Annotated in this window: 15 protein-coding genes and 1 pseudogene; 8 read left to right on the top strand and 8 right to left on the bottom strand. The window is 65.6% G+C overall.

Annotation, left to right across the window (positions count from 1 at the left end):
- Positions 1–86: 86 nt before the first annotated feature.
- The gene (locus ARC63_RS10335; RefSeq protein WP_049480196.1) at positions 87–2,921 is read right to left on the bottom strand and encodes a TonB-dependent receptor domain-containing protein; all 2,835 of its coding nucleotides are present in this window, start codon (positions 2,919–2,921) and stop codon (positions 87–89) included.
- 554 nt (positions 2,922–3,475) lie between these two features.
- Between ARC63_RS10335 and ARC63_RS10340 the strand changes: the two are divergent.
- Positions 3,476–3,928 (top strand): annotated as a pseudogene (locus ARC63_RS10340) (PA2169 family four-helix-bundle protein).
- 85 nt (positions 3,929–4,013) lie between these two features.
- Here ARC63_RS10340 and ARC63_RS10345 read toward each other — a convergent pair.
- Positions 4,014–5,504, bottom strand: a complete 1,491-nt coding sequence (locus tag ARC63_RS10345; protein WP_057503213.1) for an MFS transporter — start codon at positions 5,502–5,504, stop codon at positions 4,014–4,016.
- Between the two features lie 106 nt (positions 5,505–5,610).
- On the opposite strand from ARC63_RS10345, the gene ARC63_RS10350 reads away from it, so the two are divergent.
- Both ARC63_RS10350 and cml read left to right on the top strand, forming a co-directional pair.
- Positions 5,611–6,516, top strand: a complete 906-nt coding sequence (locus ARC63_RS10350) for a LysR family transcriptional regulator (protein ID WP_049413095.1) — start codon at positions 5,611–5,613, stop codon at positions 6,514–6,516.
- 198 nt (positions 6,517–6,714) lie between these two features.
- Positions 6,715–7,902: a CmlA/FloR family chloramphenicol efflux MFS transporter gene (gene cml, locus ARC63_RS10355; RefSeq protein WP_057503214.1), complete on the top strand. Its 1,188-nt coding sequence runs from the start codon at positions 6,715–6,717 to the stop codon at positions 7,900–7,902.
- A gap of 65 nt (positions 7,903–7,967) precedes the next feature.
- Here cml and ARC63_RS10360 read toward each other — a convergent pair whose 3' ends face one another.
- Positions 7,968–11,324, bottom strand: coding sequence for an autotransporter domain-containing protein (locus ARC63_RS10360; RefSeq protein ID WP_057503215.1), 3,357 nt, complete (start codon positions 11,322–11,324; stop codon positions 7,968–7,970).
- A gap of 188 nt (positions 11,325–11,512) precedes the next feature.
- On the opposite strand from ARC63_RS10360, the gene ARC63_RS23930 reads away from it, so the two are divergent.
- Positions 11,513–11,713 carry a hypothetical protein gene (locus ARC63_RS23930; protein WP_029550896.1) on the top strand — a complete coding sequence of 67 codons (201 nt, stop codon included), beginning with the start codon at positions 11,513–11,515 and terminating at the stop codon, positions 11,711–11,713.
- Positions 11,714–11,837: 124 nt separating this feature from the next.
- Positions 11,838–12,188 carry a VOC family protein gene (locus tag ARC63_RS10365; protein ID WP_057503216.1) on the top strand — a complete coding sequence of 117 codons (351 nt, stop codon included), beginning with the start codon at positions 11,838–11,840 and terminating at the stop codon, positions 12,186–12,188.
- Positions 12,189–12,203: 15 nt separating this feature from the next.
- Here the strand turns inward: ARC63_RS10365 and ARC63_RS10370 are convergent, their stop codons facing one another.
- Positions 12,204–12,824, bottom strand: coding sequence for a TetR/AcrR family transcriptional regulator (locus tag ARC63_RS10370; protein ID WP_057503217.1), 621 nt, complete (start codon positions 12,822–12,824; stop codon positions 12,204–12,206).
- Positions 12,825–12,950: 126 nt separating this feature from the next.
- Between ARC63_RS10370 and ARC63_RS10375 the strand changes: the two genes are divergently transcribed.
- Positions 12,951–14,423 (top strand): MFS transporter, encoded by a 1,473-nt coding sequence (locus tag ARC63_RS10375; protein WP_057503218.1) that lies wholly within the window; start codon positions 12,951–12,953, stop codon positions 14,421–14,423.
- 10 nt (positions 14,424–14,433) lie between these two features.
- On the opposite strand, the gene ARC63_RS10380 is transcribed toward ARC63_RS10375, so the two are convergent.
- The 3 genes from ARC63_RS10380 to ARC63_RS10390 all read right to left on the bottom strand — a co-directional run bounded on the left by ARC63_RS10380 (position 14,434) and on the right by ARC63_RS10390 (position 16,807).
- Positions 14,434–14,748, bottom strand: a complete 315-nt coding sequence (locus ARC63_RS10380) for a KGG domain-containing protein (protein WP_010481271.1) — start codon at positions 14,746–14,748, stop codon at positions 14,434–14,436.
- 135 nt (positions 14,749–14,883) lie between these two features.
- On the bottom strand, positions 14,884–15,558 hold the full coding sequence (locus tag ARC63_RS10385) for a CerR family C-terminal domain-containing protein (RefSeq protein WP_057503219.1): 675 nt from the start codon (positions 15,556–15,558) through the stop codon (positions 14,884–14,886).
- On the bottom strand, positions 15,551–16,807 hold the full coding sequence (locus ARC63_RS10390) for a M24 family metallopeptidase (RefSeq protein ID WP_010481275.1): 1,257 nt from the start codon (positions 16,805–16,807) through the stop codon (positions 15,551–15,553). The genes ARC63_RS10385 and ARC63_RS10390 overlap by 8 nt, the downstream gene beginning before the upstream one ends.
- A 207-nt stretch (positions 16,808–17,014) precedes the next feature.
- Between ARC63_RS10390 and ARC63_RS23670 the strand changes: the two genes are divergently transcribed.
- A complete protein-coding gene (locus ARC63_RS23670) occupies positions 17,015–17,320 on the top strand; it encodes a hypothetical protein (RefSeq protein ID WP_231298623.1) in 306 nt (101 codons plus the stop codon).
- On the top strand, positions 17,257–18,498 hold the full coding sequence (locus tag ARC63_RS10395; protein ID WP_231298624.1) for a DUF4434 domain-containing protein: 1,242 nt from the start codon (positions 17,257–17,259) through the stop codon (positions 18,496–18,498). The genes ARC63_RS23670 and ARC63_RS10395 overlap by 64 nt, the downstream gene beginning before the upstream one ends.
- A gap of 5 nt (positions 18,499–18,503) precedes the next feature.
- Here ARC63_RS10395 and ARC63_RS10400 read toward each other — a convergent pair whose 3' ends face one another.
- Positions 18,504–18,968, bottom strand: a complete 465-nt coding sequence (locus ARC63_RS10400; protein ID WP_049480187.1) for a MarR family winged helix-turn-helix transcriptional regulator — start codon at positions 18,966–18,968, stop codon at positions 18,504–18,506.
- Between the last annotated feature and the right edge of the window lie 45 nt (positions 18,969–19,013).

Here is a 19,013-nt window from a genome sequence, read left to right on the forward strand (position 1 = left end):
CGAAAAACGATGGAGATTGGGTGGAGGTGGTGTGCATCGTGGCCGGCGGACTCCCCTTCCGCCGGCCACGAGCACGGACATGCCCGTCAGAAGCGCTGGGAGTACTTCACGTACACGGTGCGGCCGATATCGAAGCCGCCGTAGTAGGGGAAGGAGCTGGACGGCTTGGAGAACATGATCGGGCCCTGGTGGTTGAACACGTTGTTCGAACCCAGCGCCACGGTACCGTCCCACGGCAGCTTGTAGCTGACCTGGATGTCATGGAAGGCATTGGAGCCCACCTTGCGCAGGGCATCCGGTTCTCCGTAGGCGTAGCGATCGGGCAGCGAGCACGGTCGGTTCGGCACGCAGCTTTCGGCCATGCCGGAGTAGTAGCGCACCGTGTACTGCGTGCTGAAGTTGCCAAGCTGCCAGTTCACACCCAGGTTCGAGCGCAGGCGGAAGATGCCCGGCCGGCCGATCCGGCCCATCATGATGGTGTCGCCGGCCGAGTTCTGGTTCTCCTCGTCGTACTTGGAGACATAGCTGTTCTGCAGGTCGATGGTGAAGCGGCCGAACGAGAACTCGGGCAGGCGGTAGTGGATGCCCAGGTCCCAGCCTTCGGTTTCCATCGAGCCCAGGTTGGCCAGGCCGTAGAACATGCTGGTGATGTGGCCATCGCCAGCGCGCTTGATGCTGCCACAGCGCGAGGAATTGCCCAGCACGTAGCAGTCACGCAGGATGCGGTCGACGCTGTCCTCGATGATCATGTTGGTGATCTTGTAGCTGTACCAGTCGAGGTTGATGTCCAGGCCATCGACCCAGCGCGGGCTCCAGACCACGCCCACGGTCTTGCTCTTGGACTCTTCCGGTCGCAGCTTCGCGTTGGAGCCGGTGGTGAATTCGTCGGGCGTGGCACACGGATAGCTGGCACAGGGCTTCAGGCTCTGGTTCAGCTGCTGGTAGCCCAGCGGGACGCCGGCAGCGTTGCAGGCAGCGTTGCCGTTGACGCTGTTGGTGGCGCCGGTGCCGCAGGGATCGACATAGGTTTCGAAGCTGGTCCCCATTCCACCATACAGGTCGGAGATGCTCGGCGCGCGGAAGCCTTCGGCGAAGGTGCCGCGGATCATCAATTCCTCGATCGGGCGCCAGGCGAAGCTGGCCTTGGAATTGGTGGTATTGCCGAAATTGCTGTAGTCGGAATAGCGCGTGGCCAGGTTCACGGTCAGTTCCTTGGCGAACGGCAGGTCACGCAGCACCGGCACGTTCACTTCGGCGAAGAACTCATTGAGGCTGTACTCACCCGAGGTGGTGGACGCGCCCAGCGCCGTGCTCTGGCGCGACTGGGCAAAGGCGTCGGGCACGAAGCGGCCTTCTTCCTTGCGGTATTGGTAACCCAGAGCGACGGACAGGTCACCGGCAGGCAGTTCGATCACTGGCCCGGAGATATTGGCGAAATAGCTGCGGGTCTTGGTGATGCCGGTATCGTTGAACGTCGGGAACAAGAAGCGCTGCAGTTCGGGATCGGAGAGAGAGCCAGCCCCCGCGACACCGTATGGCAGCAAAGGATTCCAGGCCAGGCAGCCCGTGACCGGCGATGCCGCCGTGCCACACCGGGCCACACCGTTGGCATCGAGGTAGGAGGGCCCCAATGCCTGCCGGGAAGCGATCAGGCTCATGTCGCCACGGCCTGTTTTTGTGACTTCATTGCGGTTGAACAGCGCACCGACTTCCCAGTCGTACGTCTTGGCGCCCAGTTCGAAGTAGCCGGACAGGCTTGGTGCAATGCGCAGCGACTTCAGCTTGCTTTCGGTCGTGCGCGGCACTTCCCACAGGCGGCGATTGAACGCGATGCCGTGGTCGAGCGGATTGAATACGCTGGCTGCGTCCAGGGGCGTGCCGAACTTGGTCGACTGGTACGGGTAGCCCGCGATCTGCTGGTCGGTGGTGCGCTCGTTGTAGCCGATGTCGGCGGCGAACTTGATCTGGTCGCTCAGCGCGTAGTCCGTGCTGAGGAACAGCGAGCGACGCTCGATGCCGGTCTGCAGGTGCATCTGGTCGTTGCCGTTGGCGAACTCGGCCGGCGTGATCGGGTGGTAGTCGTTCGGATTCTTCGGGTCGCCGCCACGGTTGAGCGTCTTGAACACCGCGTCACCGGTGTTGCACTTGTAGAGCGCCGGGTCGCACCACGAACCGTTCTGGCTGATGTTGCTCCAGTCCGCGCCCGGGTAATTGGGGCCGGCGCCGCCGTACCGGGAGAACTCGCGGTCGCGGGCAAATACCGGATCCGACTTCTGGTATTCCAGTGCGAGGGTGTATCCGCCACGTTCTCCACGGGCGCCGGTCACCAGCGAGAACGTGCTGTCCTTGCCATCGCCCTGGCTGAACTGCCCGTGCTGCATGGACACTTCCAGCCCTTCGTAGTTCTTGCGGGTGATGATGTTGACCACGCCAGCGATCGCATCCGAACCGTACAGCGAGGAGGCGCCGTCCTTCAGGACATCGATGCGTTCCACCGCGCTCATCGGAATCTGGCTGAGATCCTGCAGGCCGCTGGTGGTCGCACCGAGGCGCTTGCCATTGACCAGCACCAGCGTGCGCGTGGCGCCCAGATTACGGATGTCGACGTAGTAACCGCCGACATTTTCACCGGACGACAATGCGCGTGCGCGGGAGATCGCCGGCGCGCCCGTAGACGTCAGGTTCTGCAGCAGGTCGGCGATCGTGGTGAAGCCCTGCTGCTCGATCATCGTGCGGGTGATGGCGATGATCGGCTGCTGCGTTTCGATATCCACGCTGCGGATGGCAGAGCCGGTAACCTGGATGCGATCGAGGTTCTTCGGCGTCTTGTCGCCGTCGTCCTGCGCATGCGCGGCCGGTGACCAGGCGGCGGCCAGGGCCGTGCCCACTGCCAGGGAAAGCAGGGTGTACTTGTAATGCATTTGGCTCTCTCCAAATCCAGTTGAATGGGTTTCCGCATAGCTGCGTGGAAACCGATCTGAAACTCCGCTGTGCGGAATCGGAAGGAACCTAACATTCCGTTTACAACTCGATTACGTTATGGACGCGTTATCGTCGCGCGCTGGATACAGCGTTCATGCACAAGCCATGCACGAAACCGCGACGCGCACCGGGGGTGCCCTGCTTCAGTCTGGCTGCGGGCCGATGACAGACTCCAGGAGACATCCGATGAATACCCCCGGTAAACCAAAACCCACGTGGAAGCAGTGGCATGTGCTGTTGCTGGTGCTTGCCATCGCACTGCTGGTGGCGCTGATCATCGTCATTGCGCCCTGGTGAATCGTGGGCGTTCTGCTCAGACGCCGTGAACGCGGAAATGCGATGGGATGAAGGAGTCAGGACGCGTTGAGGGTGGTGATGCATGCATCAATTCGTACTCACCCAACCGGCACATTCAAACCTCCACAGTGATCCCGAAGGCAACGCACTCGCGCTGTCATTCCCCATAGACCATCGAGCACACAGGAGCGATTCCATGAGCACCCAGTCCACCATCGAACATCGCCTCAACGACCTGATCGAGATTGCCCGGGACGGAAAGTCGTTCTACGAAGAAGCTGCGACCAAGGTGAAGGATGCCGAACTGTCGGCCCTGTTCACCCGCATTGCCGGCGTCAAGGGCCGCATCGTCGCCGCGTTGAGCAGTTCGGTCGCCGCCAGCGGCGGCAAGCCCGCCGAGCACGGCACCATGGTCGGGTCGATGCAGCAGTTCTACGGCAAGGTGCGCGCTGCATTCGGCGACACCAACTATGGTTACGTGGCCGAGCTGGAAGAGTCGGAAGACCGGCTGCTTGGCGCGTTCAAGGACGTGCTGAAGGACAACGAACTGCCGCCGGCCGTGCGCCAGGAAGTCACCTAGCTGCTGCCCGAAGTGCAGGAATGCCACAACGTGATGCGGGCGCGCAAGCACGCCATGAAGGCGGCCTGACGATCATCGGCGGCCTTCTCCCCGGGGCCGCCACGGTCGGGGCAGCGTGGCTGCCCCGGCCAACTTCGTAATCCGCGCTCCAGCGTCATCGCTGTGCGGGACTACGGCCCAGCAGCAACACCGCAAGGCTGGCCAGCAGCGCGGCAATGGCCGATGTCCACAGTGCACTGGCAAATCCGTGGCTGTAGATCGCCTGTGCGAAGGCCATGTTGCGCGCACCGGTGAAGGTGCCGGTAGCGATCGCATCGGCCATCGACAGTACATCGCGCGCGGGAACCACAGCTGACAGTGCGTTGCGGACGCCCAAGGTCAAGGCGCTGGACAGCACGGTGAATCCGAGCAGGATGCCGACAAAGCGCGTGGTCGCGCTGATGCCGGAGGCCATGCCGGCCCGCTCGCGCGGTGCCGCGCCGATGATGGCTTTGGATGTCTCGCCATTGAGGATGCCGCCGCCGGCACCGATCACCACCATTGTGACGAATGCCAGCCACGGCAGATGCTGCCACGCAGCCAGTCCGGCCACGGCATTGCCCGCGGCCGTGGTCGACAGCCCGATCGCCAGCACCGCCGGACTGTTCAGATGGCGACCGAGCCGGCGGCCCACGCTGGGAAACAGCAGCATCGCCGCAGCGAACGGGAGCATGCCGGCACCCGCAGCCAGTACGCCCAGGCCGATGCCGTTCTGCAGGTACTGCGGCAGCATCGACGCCATCACCTGTGCGCTGACCGAATAGCCGACCATGGCAATGAGTGCGCCGACGAAACGTGGACTGGCCAGCAGCCCGGGATCGACCATGGGATGTGACCGTGCCCGTTCAACGAGGACGAAGGCGGCGGCCATGATGATGGCCAGGCGCAGCCCGCCCAGCGCCGGCGCCGATGACCATCCTATTGCCAGTCCTTCGACCAGGAAGAACACGATGCCGAAGATGGCAACGCTGAAGGTGATGATGCCGGGCGGGTCGAGCGGGCGGACCGCGCTGTCGGACGACTCGGGTATCCAGCGCAGCGTGCCGTAGCCGAGCAGGCCCAGGAACGGCAGGATCGCAATGAACACCGCGCGCCAGCCCCAGAGCGCGGACAGCAGGCCGCCGATCAGTGGCGAGAGCACCATCATCACGCCCATGGCTGTGCCCCAGAACGCCCATGCGGTGTCTTTGGCGGCCCCCTGGTGGTAGGTGTGGCCGATGATCGACAGCGAGGGCGCCAGCAGGAAAGCAGCACCGATGCCCTGCAGTGCCCGCGCGAGGTAGAGCAGGGTGGCACCGGGCGCCAGTGCACAGAGCAGAGAAGTGAGGGCGAACAGGCTGATGCCGATCAGCAGCACCCGGCGGCGGCCGTAGCGGTCGGCGACAACACCGGCGGGCAGCAGCAGTGAGGTGAAGGACAGGATGTAGGCACTGATCACCCACTCGATATCGGCGAATCCGGCGTGAAGGTCACGCGCGATGCTGGGCAGTGCGACCGCGACGGCATTGGTCTCCAGCACGGTCATCGTGCAGCCCAGCGAGGCCACCAGCAGGGTCGCGTCAGGCAGCGTGTGCCGTGCAGGCGAAGAGGGAGGGGAGGGCGACACCGGTCACTCGCACGAAGGGAGGACCGCCATTCCAGCAATGATCGGTGTTTGTTTCATTCTCGGTGTTTTCTGGTTACGTTAGCTTGAACCTAACGAAATGCCGCCCATGGAACGCCGTCACCTGGAGTACTTCGTCACCTTGGCCGAGGAACTGCACTTCGGTCGCGCGGCCCTGCGGCTGGGGATCGCCACTCCCACGCTGAGCGTGCAGATCCAGGACATCGAGCGTCGCCTCGGCACGCGCCTGTTCGACCGCGGCCGGCGCGAAGTGCTGCTGACCTCCGCAGGCGAGGTGTTCCTGGCGGAAGCCCGCGATGTGCTGCGCCGGTTCGAACAGGCCGAAACCCTGGGCCGGCGCGCCGGGCGGGGTGAGATCGGCAAGATCGAGATCGGCTACGTCGGCTCGGCGCTGTATGCCGGTGCGTTGCAGGATCAGCTCAGCCGGTTCCGCAGCCGCTACCCGGGCGTGGAACTGCAGGTGAGCGAATGGCCGATGGGCGAGCTCCCGCAGCTGCTGCAGGAAGGCCGGGTGGATGTGGTGTTCTGCCGGCCTCCGATGGATGTACCCGACAGTTTCGGCGAACACACCCTGGTCGAAGACCAGTTCTGCGTGGCCCTGCCGGAAACCCATCCGCTGGCGCAGGCCCGCGCGCCGGTACAGCCGGCGTCATTGGCCCGGGAAAGCTTCGTCATGCCGGAGCAGCCGGTGGGCGCAATGGAAGTCGGGCGCCGCGGCGGGTTCATTCCACGTATCCGTTCCCAGCCCGGGCATCTGGCGGCGGTGTTGGCCGAGGTGTCGGTCGGCGTTGGTTCAGTGGCGATCGTGCCATCGGTACTGCAACGCACGCTGGTGCTGCCCGGAATGATCTATCTGCCACTGGCCGGCCCCACCATCGTCTCGACCATCGCTGTGCAGTACCGGCGGGCGGAGACCTCGCCTGTGGTGCGACGGCTGATCGAGCAGGTGAAGGAGACGCCGTGCCGGCGCATCGACATGTTGCCCCTGGCCTGAGCGCCGCGCGGCAGGTGGACGATTGCTACACTTGCGCCACCTGCATTCGCATTCGATGGACATCATGAACAACGGGAACGGTCCGCAGACAGTTCGCTGAGCCGCAACAACGATGCAGACGTTGTTGCGGTGATCATCCCTGCGATGCACGCGAAGTGGATGGATCACCGCCGGATTCACTCTGGGCGGAGACTCCCCATGTTCAATCGACAGGCCCCGCGTTGGGCCGACCCGCTGCCATCGGCCATTGTGCTGATGGCGCCGTTCGACCTCCTGGCCTCGCTGGCCATGGATATCTATCTTCCTGTGGTGCCGGTGATGCCGCGGGCACTGCAGACATCACCGACGGTGGTGCAGCTGACGTTGAGCATCTACCTGCTGGTGCTCGGCCTGGGCCAGTTGCTGTTCGGCCCGTTGTCCGACCGCATCGGGCGGCGGCCGGTCCTGTTGCTGGGGGCGTTGCTGTTCGCGCTTTCGTCGTTTGCGCTGGCCATGTCCAGCAGCGGCGCAGCATTCCTGGCCTGGCGAACCGTACAGGCGGTGGGGGCGTCGGCGGCATTGGTGGCGACCTTTGCCACGGTCCGTGACGTGTATGCCGATACACCCGAAGGTGCGTCGCTGTATGGGCTGTTCGCCTCGATGCTGGCCTTCGTGCCGGCACTGGGACCGATCCTCGGCGCACTGCTGGCAGGCGCGGTTGGCTGGCGCGCGATCTTCGTTCTGCTCGGCGCACTGGGCATGATCGCCGGCATGCGCGCGGTACGGCATTGGCAGGAAACCCGCCCGCGGTGCCATGACGCGTCGCGACCGGCGGTACGACGCATCCTCGGCAGCGGCGCGTTCTGGGTCTACACGCTGGGCTTCAGTGCGGGCATGGGCACGTTCTTCGTGTTCTTCTCGGTCGCGCCCCGGCTGCTGGTCGGGCGCATGCAGTACTCGCCCCTGTCGTTCAGCCTTGCCTTCGCCACGGTGGCGCTGGTGATGATCGTCACGGCGCGGATGGCGCACGTGTGCATTGCCCGCTGGAACGTGCGCGGTACCTTCCTGCGCGGCCTGTGGGTGATGGTGGCCGGGGTGCTGCTGATGGCGTTGGCCGCAGCGTGGCCTCCCTCGTTCATCGCGGTGGTGCTGCCCATGTGGGGCATCGCGGTGGGGCTGGTGATGGTGGTTTCGGTGGCCGCAAGCGGCGCGCTGCGTGATTTCGCCGATGCGTCGGGTACGGCGGTGGCTCTGTACTACGCGGTGCAGAGCCTGATCGTGGCAGGCATCGGCACGCTGGTTACCCTGGTGCTGCCCGGCGATACCGTGTGGCCGCTGGTGGCCTACGGGTTGCTGCTGCCACTTGCCAGCCTGGCAGGTACCGCCGCGCTGCGGCACCGCACATAGCGCTGGATGGCGGGCAAAAAAGGGGCGGCCGCGAGGCCGCCCCAACCCGTCAAGAGAACACGTGTTTAGAAGCGGACGGACCAGCGTGCAGTGGCGCCATGGTCGCGGCTTTCACTGCCGAACTGACCGCTGTAGCCCAGCTCCAGCTGCTGCCGCGGGGTCAGCCACGCCGCCAGGCCCAGCTCGGCCACGACGGCGTTGTCGGCAATCGGAGCACCCTCGACCGCGAACGTGGTGCTGCTGTTGGCGAAGGCGAGGTTGGCCACCTGGCTGCGGTCGCCGGAGGCACGGCGGTAGCCGACACCGCCACGCAGGTGCAACCAGCTGTCCTGCTGGAACGATGCCTTCAGACCCTTGTCGAAGCGGAGACCAGCGGTGGCGATGGTGGTGCCGGTGTCGTCCACCTTGCCGTGCAGTGCCGCCGCGCCGCCACGCTCGTTGATCTGCTTCAGGTCCACTTCCACGCGGGCGACCTGCAGGTACGGCTCCAGCCCACCTTCCGCATTGCCGAAACGGTAGCCCGCTTCGATGAAGGCCTGGCGTGTATGTGCGTTGTAGCGCGCGCTCAGGCTGTCGCTGAAGCCTGCGAAGGCAACATCACGCGTGCTCTTCACTTCATTGCGGCTCCATGCCACGCCACCGCGCAGGCCGAACCCGCCCCAGGTGTGGCTGGCGTAGGCGCCGAAGTGCGTGTTGTCGATCTTCGACTTGGCACGACGCTCCTGCTGCTTCACGTCGGTGCGGCCGGTACCGGCCAGCACGCCGATCTGCCAGCCACCGAACTCGCGGTCGATGCCGACCAGCAGGCCATTGCTGTTGGCGTCAGTGCGCGCGGTGTTGCTGTTGCCGTCCAGCTTGCTGTTGCCGCCCAGCGCCTGCACCCAGGCACCGGTGGCATCACCCGTATCGGATCCCGGTGCGCCTGCACCGGCACGGCGTGACAGTGCGGCATCGCGCACATGGCGGCTGCCCTCGACCAGGGCCAGTGCCGTGGCCGGATGCAGCTCGCCGCTGAGGCCATCGAGCACGCCACCGACCTGTTGCGGGAACAGTTGGGTCAGCGGCTTGGGCAGGCCCTGGTTGATTGCCAGTCCATCGGCCGCCGCCGCGGCCGCACGCTGGTTCGGCGTGGCGGCGGCACTGGCGAGCGACGCACCACGGGCCACGTCGATGCGGGTGCCATTGGCACCGTAAGCCAGGCTGAACTGCAGGAACGGCGAGAACGCGCTGAAGTCGGTTTTCGCGAACTGGCCGCTGACACCGCCGTCGGCGCGGATGAAATTGAACTGCTCGCCGAGGTAGTAGGTACCCGGCTCCGGCAGTGCGATCAGGGTGCCGCCGAGGGTGGCGGTGCCGGTCACGTGCAGCTGGTCACTGCGCCCGCCCGGAGCAAGTTCGGCAGCATAGACGCCGGTTGCACCCTGTACGTAGTTGCCGTTGATGGTCAGCGTGCCGATCGAATTGCCGGGCGCGATGATGCCGTCGACGTGGGTGCTGCCGAGCGCACCGACACCCTTCAGCAGGCCGTTGGCACCGACCGTGGTGGTGCCGCCGGTCTGCGTGCCGTTGAAGGACACCACGCCACCGTTGACGGTCAGGTTGCTGTCCTTCAGCAGGCCGCTGCTGCTGACCGTGCTCACGCCCCCGGTGGTGTTCAGCGCGGTGGAGACCAGGCTGCCATTGAGCAGGAACTGGCCACCCTGGACCTCGACCGCAGACGTGAGCGTGTTGGCGCCATTCAATTCCAGCGTACCGTCCTGCAGTACCGCGCCGTTGAAAGTGTTGTCACCGCTCAGGCGCAGCCAGCCAATGCCGGACTTGGTCAGCTTGCCGGGGCCACCGATGTCGTTGGTCCAGTCGTCCCAGGCATCGCCTTCCCAGACCTTCAGGCCACCGGCCTTCTGGTTCATCACCACGTTGGTATCCACGCGCAGCGAGCCGTAGCCTTCGATGGCCTTGCGCAGGTCGACCATGCCCCAGCCGTAGATCGGATCGATGCCTGCTGCACCCAGGTCGCGTGCGGTGGTCAGCAACACGTCGCGGACCTGGGCGTTGTCCAGATAGGGGAAGCGCTCCATCAGCAGGCCGAGCGCGCCGGTGATGTGTGGCGCCGCCATCGACGTGCCCGTCTTGGTGCCATAGACGTACTGGGTGTTCTCGCTGTCGATGATCAGGCGGACATAGGCGGAAGTGTTCTCGACGCGACCCTGGATATCACCGGACACAATGGTGCTCAGGATGTCGGTGCCGGGTGCCGAGATGCACCAGTTGGCGGCAACGCCGCAGATGCTGGAACTGCCATCGATCACGTAGTCGGTTTCGCCCGCAGCAGCGTTGGGCCGGCGGACGTTGGCCACGGCCAGCCAGTACGGTTCAAGTTCCGGCTTCCAGCGCGGCATGGCGGCCGTGATTCCGGCGACGGCGCCACTGCCGTTACCAGCCGACCACACCTGGATGAGGGTGGAGGAGGGGGCATCGCCATCGTTGGCGTAGATGCTGCCATACACGCCGTAGCCGTCACCGATCGCTGCATACTGTGCATCCAGCGCGGCAGCAGTCATGTTGCGGGTAGAGATACCCCAGCTGTGGTTGATGGCGCGCACGCCCTGCGCCTGGATCTGCGCATACATATCCAAGGTAGCGGTGTCATCGGGATCGGTGCGATATAGCGCGCGCGGACGATAGAAGTTGTCCGGATCCAGGCGCCACTCATAGTAGGTATCACCAAACACACGGGCTGCGGTCAGGTTCGAACCGAATGCTACGCCATGCATGCCTTTGCCATCGCGGTTGGCACCGATGGTACCCAGCACGTGGGTGCCGTGGTCGGCGTAGCTGAAGCCATAGGGCTGGCCTGCCGCGATCAGGCGTGCGGCCAGTGCGGCGGGAACGCCGGGGCCAAGGCCGTAGTAGTTGTAGCCTGGCTGCTCGCCACGGGTTTGTTCGCAGGCACCGGTACCGGCCACCACGCCTGGCGTGGCGCAGTCCGCGCCGATGGTGATGCTGGACGTATTGCGCCCCGCAAATTCCTGATGGGCCAGTGCCGAGCCCGAATCGAACAGGGCAAGACGTACGCCCTGGCCGGTCAGTCCACGTGCATAGGCGTAATCGGCCCCCATCGCACCCAGCCCCCAGTCAGCGTTGAATTCATCGCTGCGCCAACTGGCTGCATCGCCGGGGTTGCCGAGAACGGACGTGTTGGCCGCCGCTGGCGTGGTGGCCGTCGGTGCTGCGGACGCGCCGACGCCTGGTTGCGCCCACGCCGCCTGCAACTGGCGCTGTTGTTGCCAGACCTCGAATGAGTCGTTGGCCATGGCGGGCAACGTGCTGGCAAGCAGCAATGTGCTGGTGACCGCCAGTGCGAGGCGGCTGTGCATCGGAGAACGGGAGCGGGACGAACGGCCGTGCAGCGGGTGATTCATCGGACAACTTCCTTGATTGACGGACAACAAGGCCGTTAACCCCGCAGCGCGCCGATCACCCCCAGTGGTGTGAAGAAAATTTAATGAACAGGTTAATGTTTCGTGACGCGCGTGTTCACTCCATCTCCGGGAAACCCCGCTACCGTGGCCCGGCCTGGGCTCACCAGGCTTATCAAGGAGTGATGTCGATGCGTACTTTCAGGAAAATGATCGTAGGTGCCGTGTTCGCCTTGGCTTGCAGCGGTTCGGTTGCTGTGGCCGGGCCGATTCCGCCATGCGATCTTCCCTGTTGGAAGGCTTACCAGGCCTGTTTGTCCGGTGGCGGTGATGCGATGGAATGCCAGTACGAATACGATCGTTGCGTCATGGATCGCTGCGGCGCTGTGTAAGCAGTGGCAATGCAGGACTGATGACGAGCCCCGTCACCGACGGGGCTCTTCTGTTTCAGCGCAGCCCGCTTGCAGGCCATGCACGCAGCGGCGAGGATGGGGAATCGCATCGGAGCCGCTGCACATGGCCGTCAAACGTGTCGTCGCCAACATCGCCACGCCTGATCCTGCGCGTGCCGCAGTGTTCTATGGCGAGCTGCTGGGCATGCCGGTGGTGATGGACCACGGCTGGATCGTCACCCACGGCGGCGAGGGCAGCGCGCTGGCGCAGGTCAGCTTTGCCAGTGAAGGGGGGGCCGGCACCGCAGTGCCGGATCTGTCGATCGAAGTGGACAATCTGCAGCAGGTACTGGAGCGCATGCGCGCGGCCGGCATCCCGCTGGAATATGGCCCGGCCGATGAGCCCTGGGGCGTGCGTCGCTTCTTCGTCCGTGACCCGTTCGGGCGGTTGTTGAACATCCTCGCCCATACCTGAGCGACAGACGGTTCGTCAGCGCCGCTTGGCACCGGCCGGTGGCACGCCGACCATGCGCAGGCAATCGGCCTGCACGGCTTCGTTGAACGCATCGGCATCCTGTGCCGGTGTGGCGATCAGGTCGTCGGTAGCGCCGTGCACGCCGGCGTAGATCAACGAGGCGGTAACCTGCGGCGCCGAAAGCTGCCACAGACCGGCGGCGTTGCCCGCTTCGAGGATGCCCAGCAGCTGCTGCTGGATTGCATTGCGTTCGGCGTTGCCGCGCTGGTGGTGATGATGGTTGGCGTAGACCACGTCGTGCAGTACATGGGTGCGCACGTAAAGTTCGATGTTGGCGCGGATCCAGGCGCGCAAGCGTGCTACGCCATCGCCGACGGGGTGCTGCTGCACGGCCTGGTCAACCGCTTCCATGAACTGCCGCGTGTAGCGCTGCGCCAGCGCCTGCAGGATCTCGGTGCGCGAGGCGAAGTAGGTATAGAAGGTGCCCTTGGCCACATCAGCCGCGGCGACGATGTCGCTGATGGTGGTGGCGTCCACTCCCTTTGACAGGAACAGTGCCTGCGCGGCGTCCATCAGTTCTTCCTGGCGGGTTTCCGCAGGCTTGGTGCGAGGCCTGGCGACAGCTGGGGTCTGCATGGTGGGCAAGGTCCGGGTGCGACGGTGGCCATTCTAGCTGTCCTTCGGCATTGACTGACCGTCGGTCATTGACCGACGGTCAGTCAGTGGCTACGATGCGAGCACGTCCTCCCCCGGGATCCACACATGCAGCGTTTCCAACGTCCGGCCCTGGTGTTGGCCGCCTACCTCGGCACATTCCTCGCCTCGCTGGACATCAGCATCGTCAACGTCGCCCTGCCGGCCCTGCAGCAGGCGTTGCACACCGACATGGCCGGCCTGCAATGGGTGATCAACGCCTACGCGATCGCGTTGTCGGCGTTGATGCTGTCGGCGGGGCCGCTTGGGGATCGTTACGGTCATCGGCGGATGTGGCTGCTCAGCGTCGCCACCTTCACGCTGGGGTCCCTGCTGTGCGCCTGTGCCAACACTCTTGCGACCCTGGTGGCTGGACGCGCAGTGCAGGGCATCGCGGGCGCATTGTTGATTCCCAGCGCCATGCCGATCCTCAGCCACGCCTTCCCCGATGCGCGCCAACGTGCACGTGCGATCGGTGGCTGGTCCGCGTTCAGTGCGCTGGCCCTGGTGCTGGGCCCGCTGCTGGGCGGCGTGCTGGTGCAGCGCGCCGGATGGCCCAGCATCTTCCTGATCAACCTGCCGTTGGGCCTGCTCGCGCTGGCGCTGGGCGTCTGGGGAATTCCGGAGCGGCGGCATCCGCAGCACGCCGCACTGGACCCCGCCGGGCAGCTGCTCAGCATCGTCGCGCTGGGTGCGCTGAGCTATGGCCTGATCGCGATCGGCGAGCACGGCCTGCTGGCGCCGGTGACCCTGCTGGCGCTGGGCGTCGCAGCCGCCGGACTGATCCTGTTCGGCATCGTTGAACGCCGGGTTGTACGCCCATTGCTGCCGCTGGACCTGTTTGCCGACCGCCGCTTCGGCATGTTCAACCTGGCATCGTTCGTGCTGGGCTTCACTGCCTATGCCAGCCTGTTCTTCCTGTCGCTGTTCTTCCAGCAGGCGCAGGGCTACAGCGCTGCGCAGGCCGGCTCCCAGCTGGCTCCGCAGTTCCTGTTGATGGGGGTCGTCTCGCTGTTGTTCGGTCGTCTGGTCGCCCACCTCGGGCTGCATGCCGCGCTGGTGCTGGGCTACGCCCTGGCCGGGATAGCGCTGTGCGCGATGGCCACGTTCGAACCGGCTACGTCGCGTGCTTTTGCCAGCGCTGTGCTGGTGCTGCTTGGCATTGGCATGGGGCTGGCAGTGCCGGCGACCGGCATGGCGGTCATGGCCAGCGCGCCGGTCGAGCGCGCGGGTATCGCCTCAGCCACGATGAACGCGTTACGCCAGGCAGGCATGAGCCTGGGCATCGCGCTGCTGGGCAGCTTGATGGGCCAGCGCGCCGTGCAGCACTTCGCCGTTTCCGCGCAGGCGGCCGGGCAGCGGGGGCTGGTGGCACAGGCGCGCGAACTCATCCTGCAACCAAGCTCGATGCACGCCACGCCGCAGACACTGGCGTGGTATCGCAGTGCGATGACCAGTGGTTTCGGCTGGGCGATGGCTGTGGCCGGTGCGCTGGTCCTGCTTGCTGCGCTGGGTCTGTATCGCCAGCGCGCACCGGCCTGACGCGCAGCGTTCAGCCCTGCTGGCGTTGCGGGCCCTCTGCCGTGCGTTCGATCTCGTGTGGCTGCTGTTGCTGCTGTTGCTGCTGGCGCGCATTGGCGTGGCGAGCGTGCCCACCTTCACGACCGATCGCGGCCATGTGCTGGCGGTTGCGGCTGATCGCCTCGCCGCCCTTGCGGCCTGCGACACGTGCTTCGGCCGGACTGAACTCATGCGCATTGCCGGACGCATGTGCTGCACGCCCGCCCTTGGCAGCGATCGCGCGCTGCTTGGCCTGGTCCATTGATGCGAAGCCCCGGTTGGAGCTGCGCGGGTTCTGCTCAGTCATGTGAAATCTCCTGCGGTGTGGGCGTCGCCTTCGTAGACGACGGCCTCCATGCTTGGCCATCGCACGCTAAGTCCAGGTCGCCATCTTCGCCACGGTTTTCACGCGCCCTGCGCACGGGACCGATCACGTAGCCATTCAGGTGGGCGCTGCCTTCGCTGCAGCCAATGCCATGCCACTGACCACCGCCGCGATCGTCTCCACGTCTGCCAAGGGTGCTCCCTGGTTCAATCTGGCCTGCAGAGCCCCATGGGAGACGGCGAAGACGATCGCCTGCCCGAGCAGGGCGTGGGTACGCAGCAGCGTCTCGACGCTGGTTGGTTCGCTGCCACGCAGGCACGCCACGCACGCGGCCAACGTGGTGTGCAGGGGTTCGAACAGCGTACGGTGGGCGCTGGCGAACGCGGCCGTCGGTTGGATCTGTTCGCGCGCCAACAGCAGCGTGCGTGGCCCCGCATCCGGTGCCGACAGCAAGGCATGGACAAATACCTGCATCAATTGCTGCAGCTGCTGCGCGGCCTGCCGCACGCCAGTCGGCGGTGCTGCCGGCAGCGGCAGTCGTTCGGCAATGGATTGGGCACAGCGCTGCAGCACTGCGGCATACAGTTCCTGCTTGCCGCCGAAGTGATATGGGATGGCCGATTGGCTGCAGCCAGCCATGTCCACCAGCTGGCGGGTACGCACGCCCTCCACGCCGAACGCGCTGAACAGCTGCAGCCCCGCGTGCAGCAGTCGGGCTCGGGTCTGCCCGCTGCGCGTCTCGGCCGCGCGCCGCCGTGCCGGTGTCTGCAGGTGGGCGATGAACTCAGGCATCGGCCTGCATCAACCGTGTCGAGTTTTCATTCAGCGCGGTACCCGCATCCGTGCCGACGATGACCGTACCGCCGATGTTGGCCATGTGCCGGCCGAATGCACAGTTCGGTTCGAAGGCGAAGCACATGCCGGCCTGCAGGGGCAGTTCGCGCCCGACAGTCGGCAGCGGCGCGATGTGCGCATAGCGCGCGGCCTCCGGCAGCGCTTCGATGCCCGGCGCACGGCCAAAGCCAACCGGTCCATAGGGGTTGAGGCTGTGGACCAACGGATGCACGTGCCAACCCCCCGCCTCCAGCAGGGGCGCTTCCATCGCGTCGACGACGTCGCCGAAGGTATTGCCCACGCGCAGTGCAGACAGGCCCGCTTCGTAGCTGCTGCGGGCGACAGCGGCGGCGCGATGGATGTCGTCGTGTACCTCGCCGATGGCAACCGCGGCCTGATGCTGTGTTTCCATCAGCCCGTACAGTGCGAAGATCTCCGACAACACCAGGTCACCATCGCGCAGAATGCGCGGCGGCTGTGCACGGTACTGCCAGGCGGGCGGTCCCCAGCCTACATACTCGGGACCCGAGCCGAGCAGCACCTCGGCGGTATAGCCTCCCAGCGAGAAACAAGTGGCGGTCACTGCGGCAACCAGTTCGGCTTCGGAAACACCGGGGCGAGCGGTGGCACGCAGCGCCTCGCTCATGGATTCACCGATCCAGGCGGCATGCGCGATCAGCGCCAGTTCCTCCTGACTCTTGACCGAGGCGCGCTGGAAGAACGCACGATACACCGGTACGAATTCCGCGCCCGGCACTGCCGCCTGCATGCCCTGCAGGGTGCGCGCAGGCATCGCGCCGTCGAAGTAGAACGGCGGATACGGCTCCAGCCCCAGCACGCCGATACGTGCCGAGTGCAGGCCACACTGCTGCAGCCAGCGGCCCACCTCCTGCCCGGATTTGCCCACCCACAGCTGTTCGGGTGCGATCCATTGCAGATCGCCGCGCAGGCCGGCCTGCAGGTGGTCGGCAATCATCAGCGAGGCAAAGGTGAACACCCGGGGGGGCTGGTCGCCGACGAACACCACGATCGAGCCGGGCCGGTCATTGGTGAAGTAGCAGTCTGGCGAGAAGCCGGCGGGCGCGGCGGCTTCCCGGTCGCCATGTACAACCAGGGCATCGAGGCACTCACCGGCCATGATGTCGCGGGCCAGCGCCCAGCGGCGGTCGCGTTCCATCAGGCTGAGCGGTGCGGGCGGCGTGCGCATGAGAGGTACTCCAGGGGAAGGAGCGCGCAGGCTCGATCACGCAGATGAATGAATCAACCGCTTGAATCGACTTTGCATGTGCGCTGCTGCAGCGGCAGCTGATGTCGGCGGTCGCGCAGCGTTGCCGATGATGGTGATGGGGCCACCGCCGCTGTTGATAGCATGCGCGACAACGCCACTTGCCCGGCCACCACAGGGACGTAGAACATGAACAGGATTGGAGTGATCGCATTGCTGGCCTGTATCGCCCCCGTCCATGCAGCCAGCCCCCTGTTGTCCGGCAGCTTTGTTCACGTCGGCTATTCGGCCACCGACGAACAGCTGCCAGCCGCGCAATTGCCGCTGTTCCTGGATGAACTGCAGGACCTCGGCAACGACACGATCATCCTCGGTCAGGTGCGTGCCACCCGTGCCGGCGTGGGATGCGCCAGCGGTGTGCAGGATTTCGAATGGATTGCCGGCTTCCCGGCAAGCTCGGCACCGTGCTCGATGCGGCAGCCGCGCGCGGCATGAAGGTCGTGGTGGGCACCACCTACAGTTCGGGGCAGTGCGCCACCTTCTGGCAGGGCCAGAATGCAACGGCCGTGGCACAGGATGCGGCGCAGTCGCTGGCGCAGCTTGGCCAGCAGTACGGATCGCATCCGGCGTTCGCCGGCTGGTACATCACCGACGAGCCGGCACAGGTGCCGATTGATCGCGCGCCGTTCTATCGCGCGATCGTGACGGCGCTCAAAGGCAGTACACCCTCGCGGCCGGTGATGGTGGCACCCTACCAGGCGTCATCCAGCGTGGATCCGGCCAGCGTGGGCCGGGCTGCTGCACAGTTCCGTACAGCCACCGGCGTGGACGTGCAGATCTGGCAGGACGGCATCGGTGCTGCCTCGCATGCCCGATTGTTCCAGTGGGATCGCGCGGGTCATTCCAACGAGGCGTACTACGAGGCGCTGTCGGCGGCGCTGGGTGCCAGCGGCCTGTGGGCCGACATCGAACTGTTCAACCATGGCAGCCCCTTGTTCCTGGAGACCGGCAACGGGCTGTCCGGTGCCTATCGCTCCGCGTCGGTGCAGCGCATCAACCAGCAGTTGTGGAGTGCGCGTTCGGCCGGCAAGCGCGTTGCCTGGCTCAACCAGTACCACATGTCCGAGGTGGTCGGCCCCGGCCAGGGCTATGGCGAATCGCCGCGGATGATGAACACCTATCGCGGATTGTATGGCCTCGGTGCGTCCTACAGTGTCGATCCGGTGCAGACCACCTACAGCTACAGCACGGCGCCGGACGCAAACTATCCCGACAGCACCGGGCATGAACTGTTCGATCGCCGGGTGGGGGATCCGCGCAACCCGATGGATGCCGGCTGGGTGGGTGTGCACGGCAATGTCAGCATCACCATCGACCTCGGCCAGCGCCGGCGGGTGGACTGGATCGGCCTGCACACGATGACCCGCCCGGCCTGGGGCATCGTCACGCCGACGTCGGTGGAGGTGATGTCCGCTGAGCCGGGCTCTGCCGCAACCCGCATCGGCGTGCTGTCGGCGCCATTCACCCAGGCCGGGCTGAGCGGTTCGACCGAAGAGGAATACGTGCTGGGCAATGCCGCGCCGCTGGCCGCGCAGTGCCGCACGCTCGAGCTGCGGTTGGCCAATGGCAGCTGGACCTTCCTCAGTGAAATCGAGATGGCAGCCGAACAGTAGGTGCCTCAGCGCTGGGGTGTGTCGCGCAGTCGCTGCGCGAACGGCCGCTGCTCAAGCGCCTGCAGTGCGTCGCGCAGCACCTGCTCCAACGACTGTCCAAGATCGGCATCGAGGCTGCGCGCCGCGCGAGCCGTGGCCTGCCACTGCGCCTGCAGCGCCGGCAGCGCCTGCAGTGCGCGCGGGCTCAACTGCAGGATGCGCTCACGGCTGTCTTCACCGACCGCAGCGTGCAGCCAGCCGTCGCGCACCATTGCTGAAACCGTCTGGCTGAGTGCCGAATGGCTGAGCCCGCAGGCCAGTGCGAGGTCCTTGATGCGGCAGGGGCCCTGCGCCATCAGCGTGCGCAGCACCGGGGTGTAGCGCGGCCGGTAGTCCAGCTTCAGGTCGCGGTAGGCCTGCTCGACGGCCGGGTCGAGCTGGTCGAGCAGGGCCCGCAGCAGCGTTCCCAAGGAGGCATGTTGGAGATCCATGGTCGCGATGATATATAAGCACTTACATATCATCAACGTGGAGTG

This window comes from Stenotrophomonas geniculata ATCC 19374 = JCM 13324, from assembly GCF_001431625.1.
In the GTDB taxonomy this organism is placed as follows: Bacteria; Pseudomonadota; Gammaproteobacteria; order Xanthomonadales; family Xanthomonadaceae; genus Stenotrophomonas; species Stenotrophomonas geniculata.

What these genes read in the sequence shown, in the direction of transcription:
- ARC63_RS10385 (WP_057503219.1), bottom strand. Translation starts at nt 15,558, where the DNA reads ATGCCTGAGTTCATCGCCCACCTGCAGACACCGGCACGGCGGCGCGCG.
- ARC63_RS23670 (WP_231298623.1), top strand. Translation starts at nt 17,015, where the DNA reads ATGAACAGGATTGGAGTGATCGCATTGCTGGCCTGTATCGCCCCCGTC.
- ARC63_RS10390 (WP_010481275.1), bottom strand. Translation starts at nt 16,807, where the DNA reads ATGCGCACGCCGCCCGCACCGCTCAGCCTGATGGAACGCGACCGCCGC.
- ARC63_RS10395 (WP_231298624.1), top strand. Translation starts at nt 17,257, where the DNA reads ATGGATTGCCGGCTTCCCGGCAAGCTCGGCACCGTGCTCGATGCGGCA.
- ARC63_RS10370 (WP_057503217.1), bottom strand. Translation starts at nt 12,824, where the DNA reads ATGCAGACCCCAGCTGTCGCCAGGCCTCGCACCAAGCCTGCGGAAACC.
- ARC63_RS10350 (WP_049413095.1), top strand. Translation starts at nt 5,611, where the DNA reads ATGGAACGCCGTCACCTGGAGTACTTCGTCACCTTGGCCGAGGAACTG.
- ARC63_RS10400 (WP_049480187.1), bottom strand. Translation starts at nt 18,968, where the DNA reads ATGGATCTCCAACATGCCTCCTTGGGAACGCTGCTGCGGGCCCTGCTC.
- ARC63_RS23930 (WP_029550896.1), top strand. Translation starts at nt 11,513, where the DNA reads ATGCGTACTTTCAGGAAAATGATCGTAGGTGCCGTGTTCGCCTTGGCT.
- ARC63_RS10365 (WP_057503216.1), top strand. Translation starts at nt 11,838, where the DNA reads ATGGCCGTCAAACGTGTCGTCGCCAACATCGCCACGCCTGATCCTGCG.
- ARC63_RS10375 (WP_057503218.1), top strand. Translation starts at nt 12,951, where the DNA reads ATGCAGCGTTTCCAACGTCCGGCCCTGGTGTTGGCCGCCTACCTCGGC.
- ARC63_RS10360 (WP_057503215.1), bottom strand. Translation starts at nt 11,324, where the DNA reads ATGAATCACCCGCTGCACGGCCGTTCGTCCCGCTCCCGTTCTCCGATG.
- cml (WP_057503214.1), top strand. Translation starts at nt 6,715, where the DNA reads ATGTTCAATCGACAGGCCCCGCGTTGGGCCGACCCGCTGCCATCGGCC.
- ARC63_RS10380 (WP_010481271.1), bottom strand. Translation starts at nt 14,748, where the DNA reads ATGACTGAGCAGAACCCGCGCAGCTCCAACCGGGGCTTCGCATCAATG.
- ARC63_RS10335 (WP_049480196.1), bottom strand. Translation starts at nt 2,921, where the DNA reads ATGCATTACAAGTACACCCTGCTTTCCCTGGCAGTGGGCACGGCCCTG.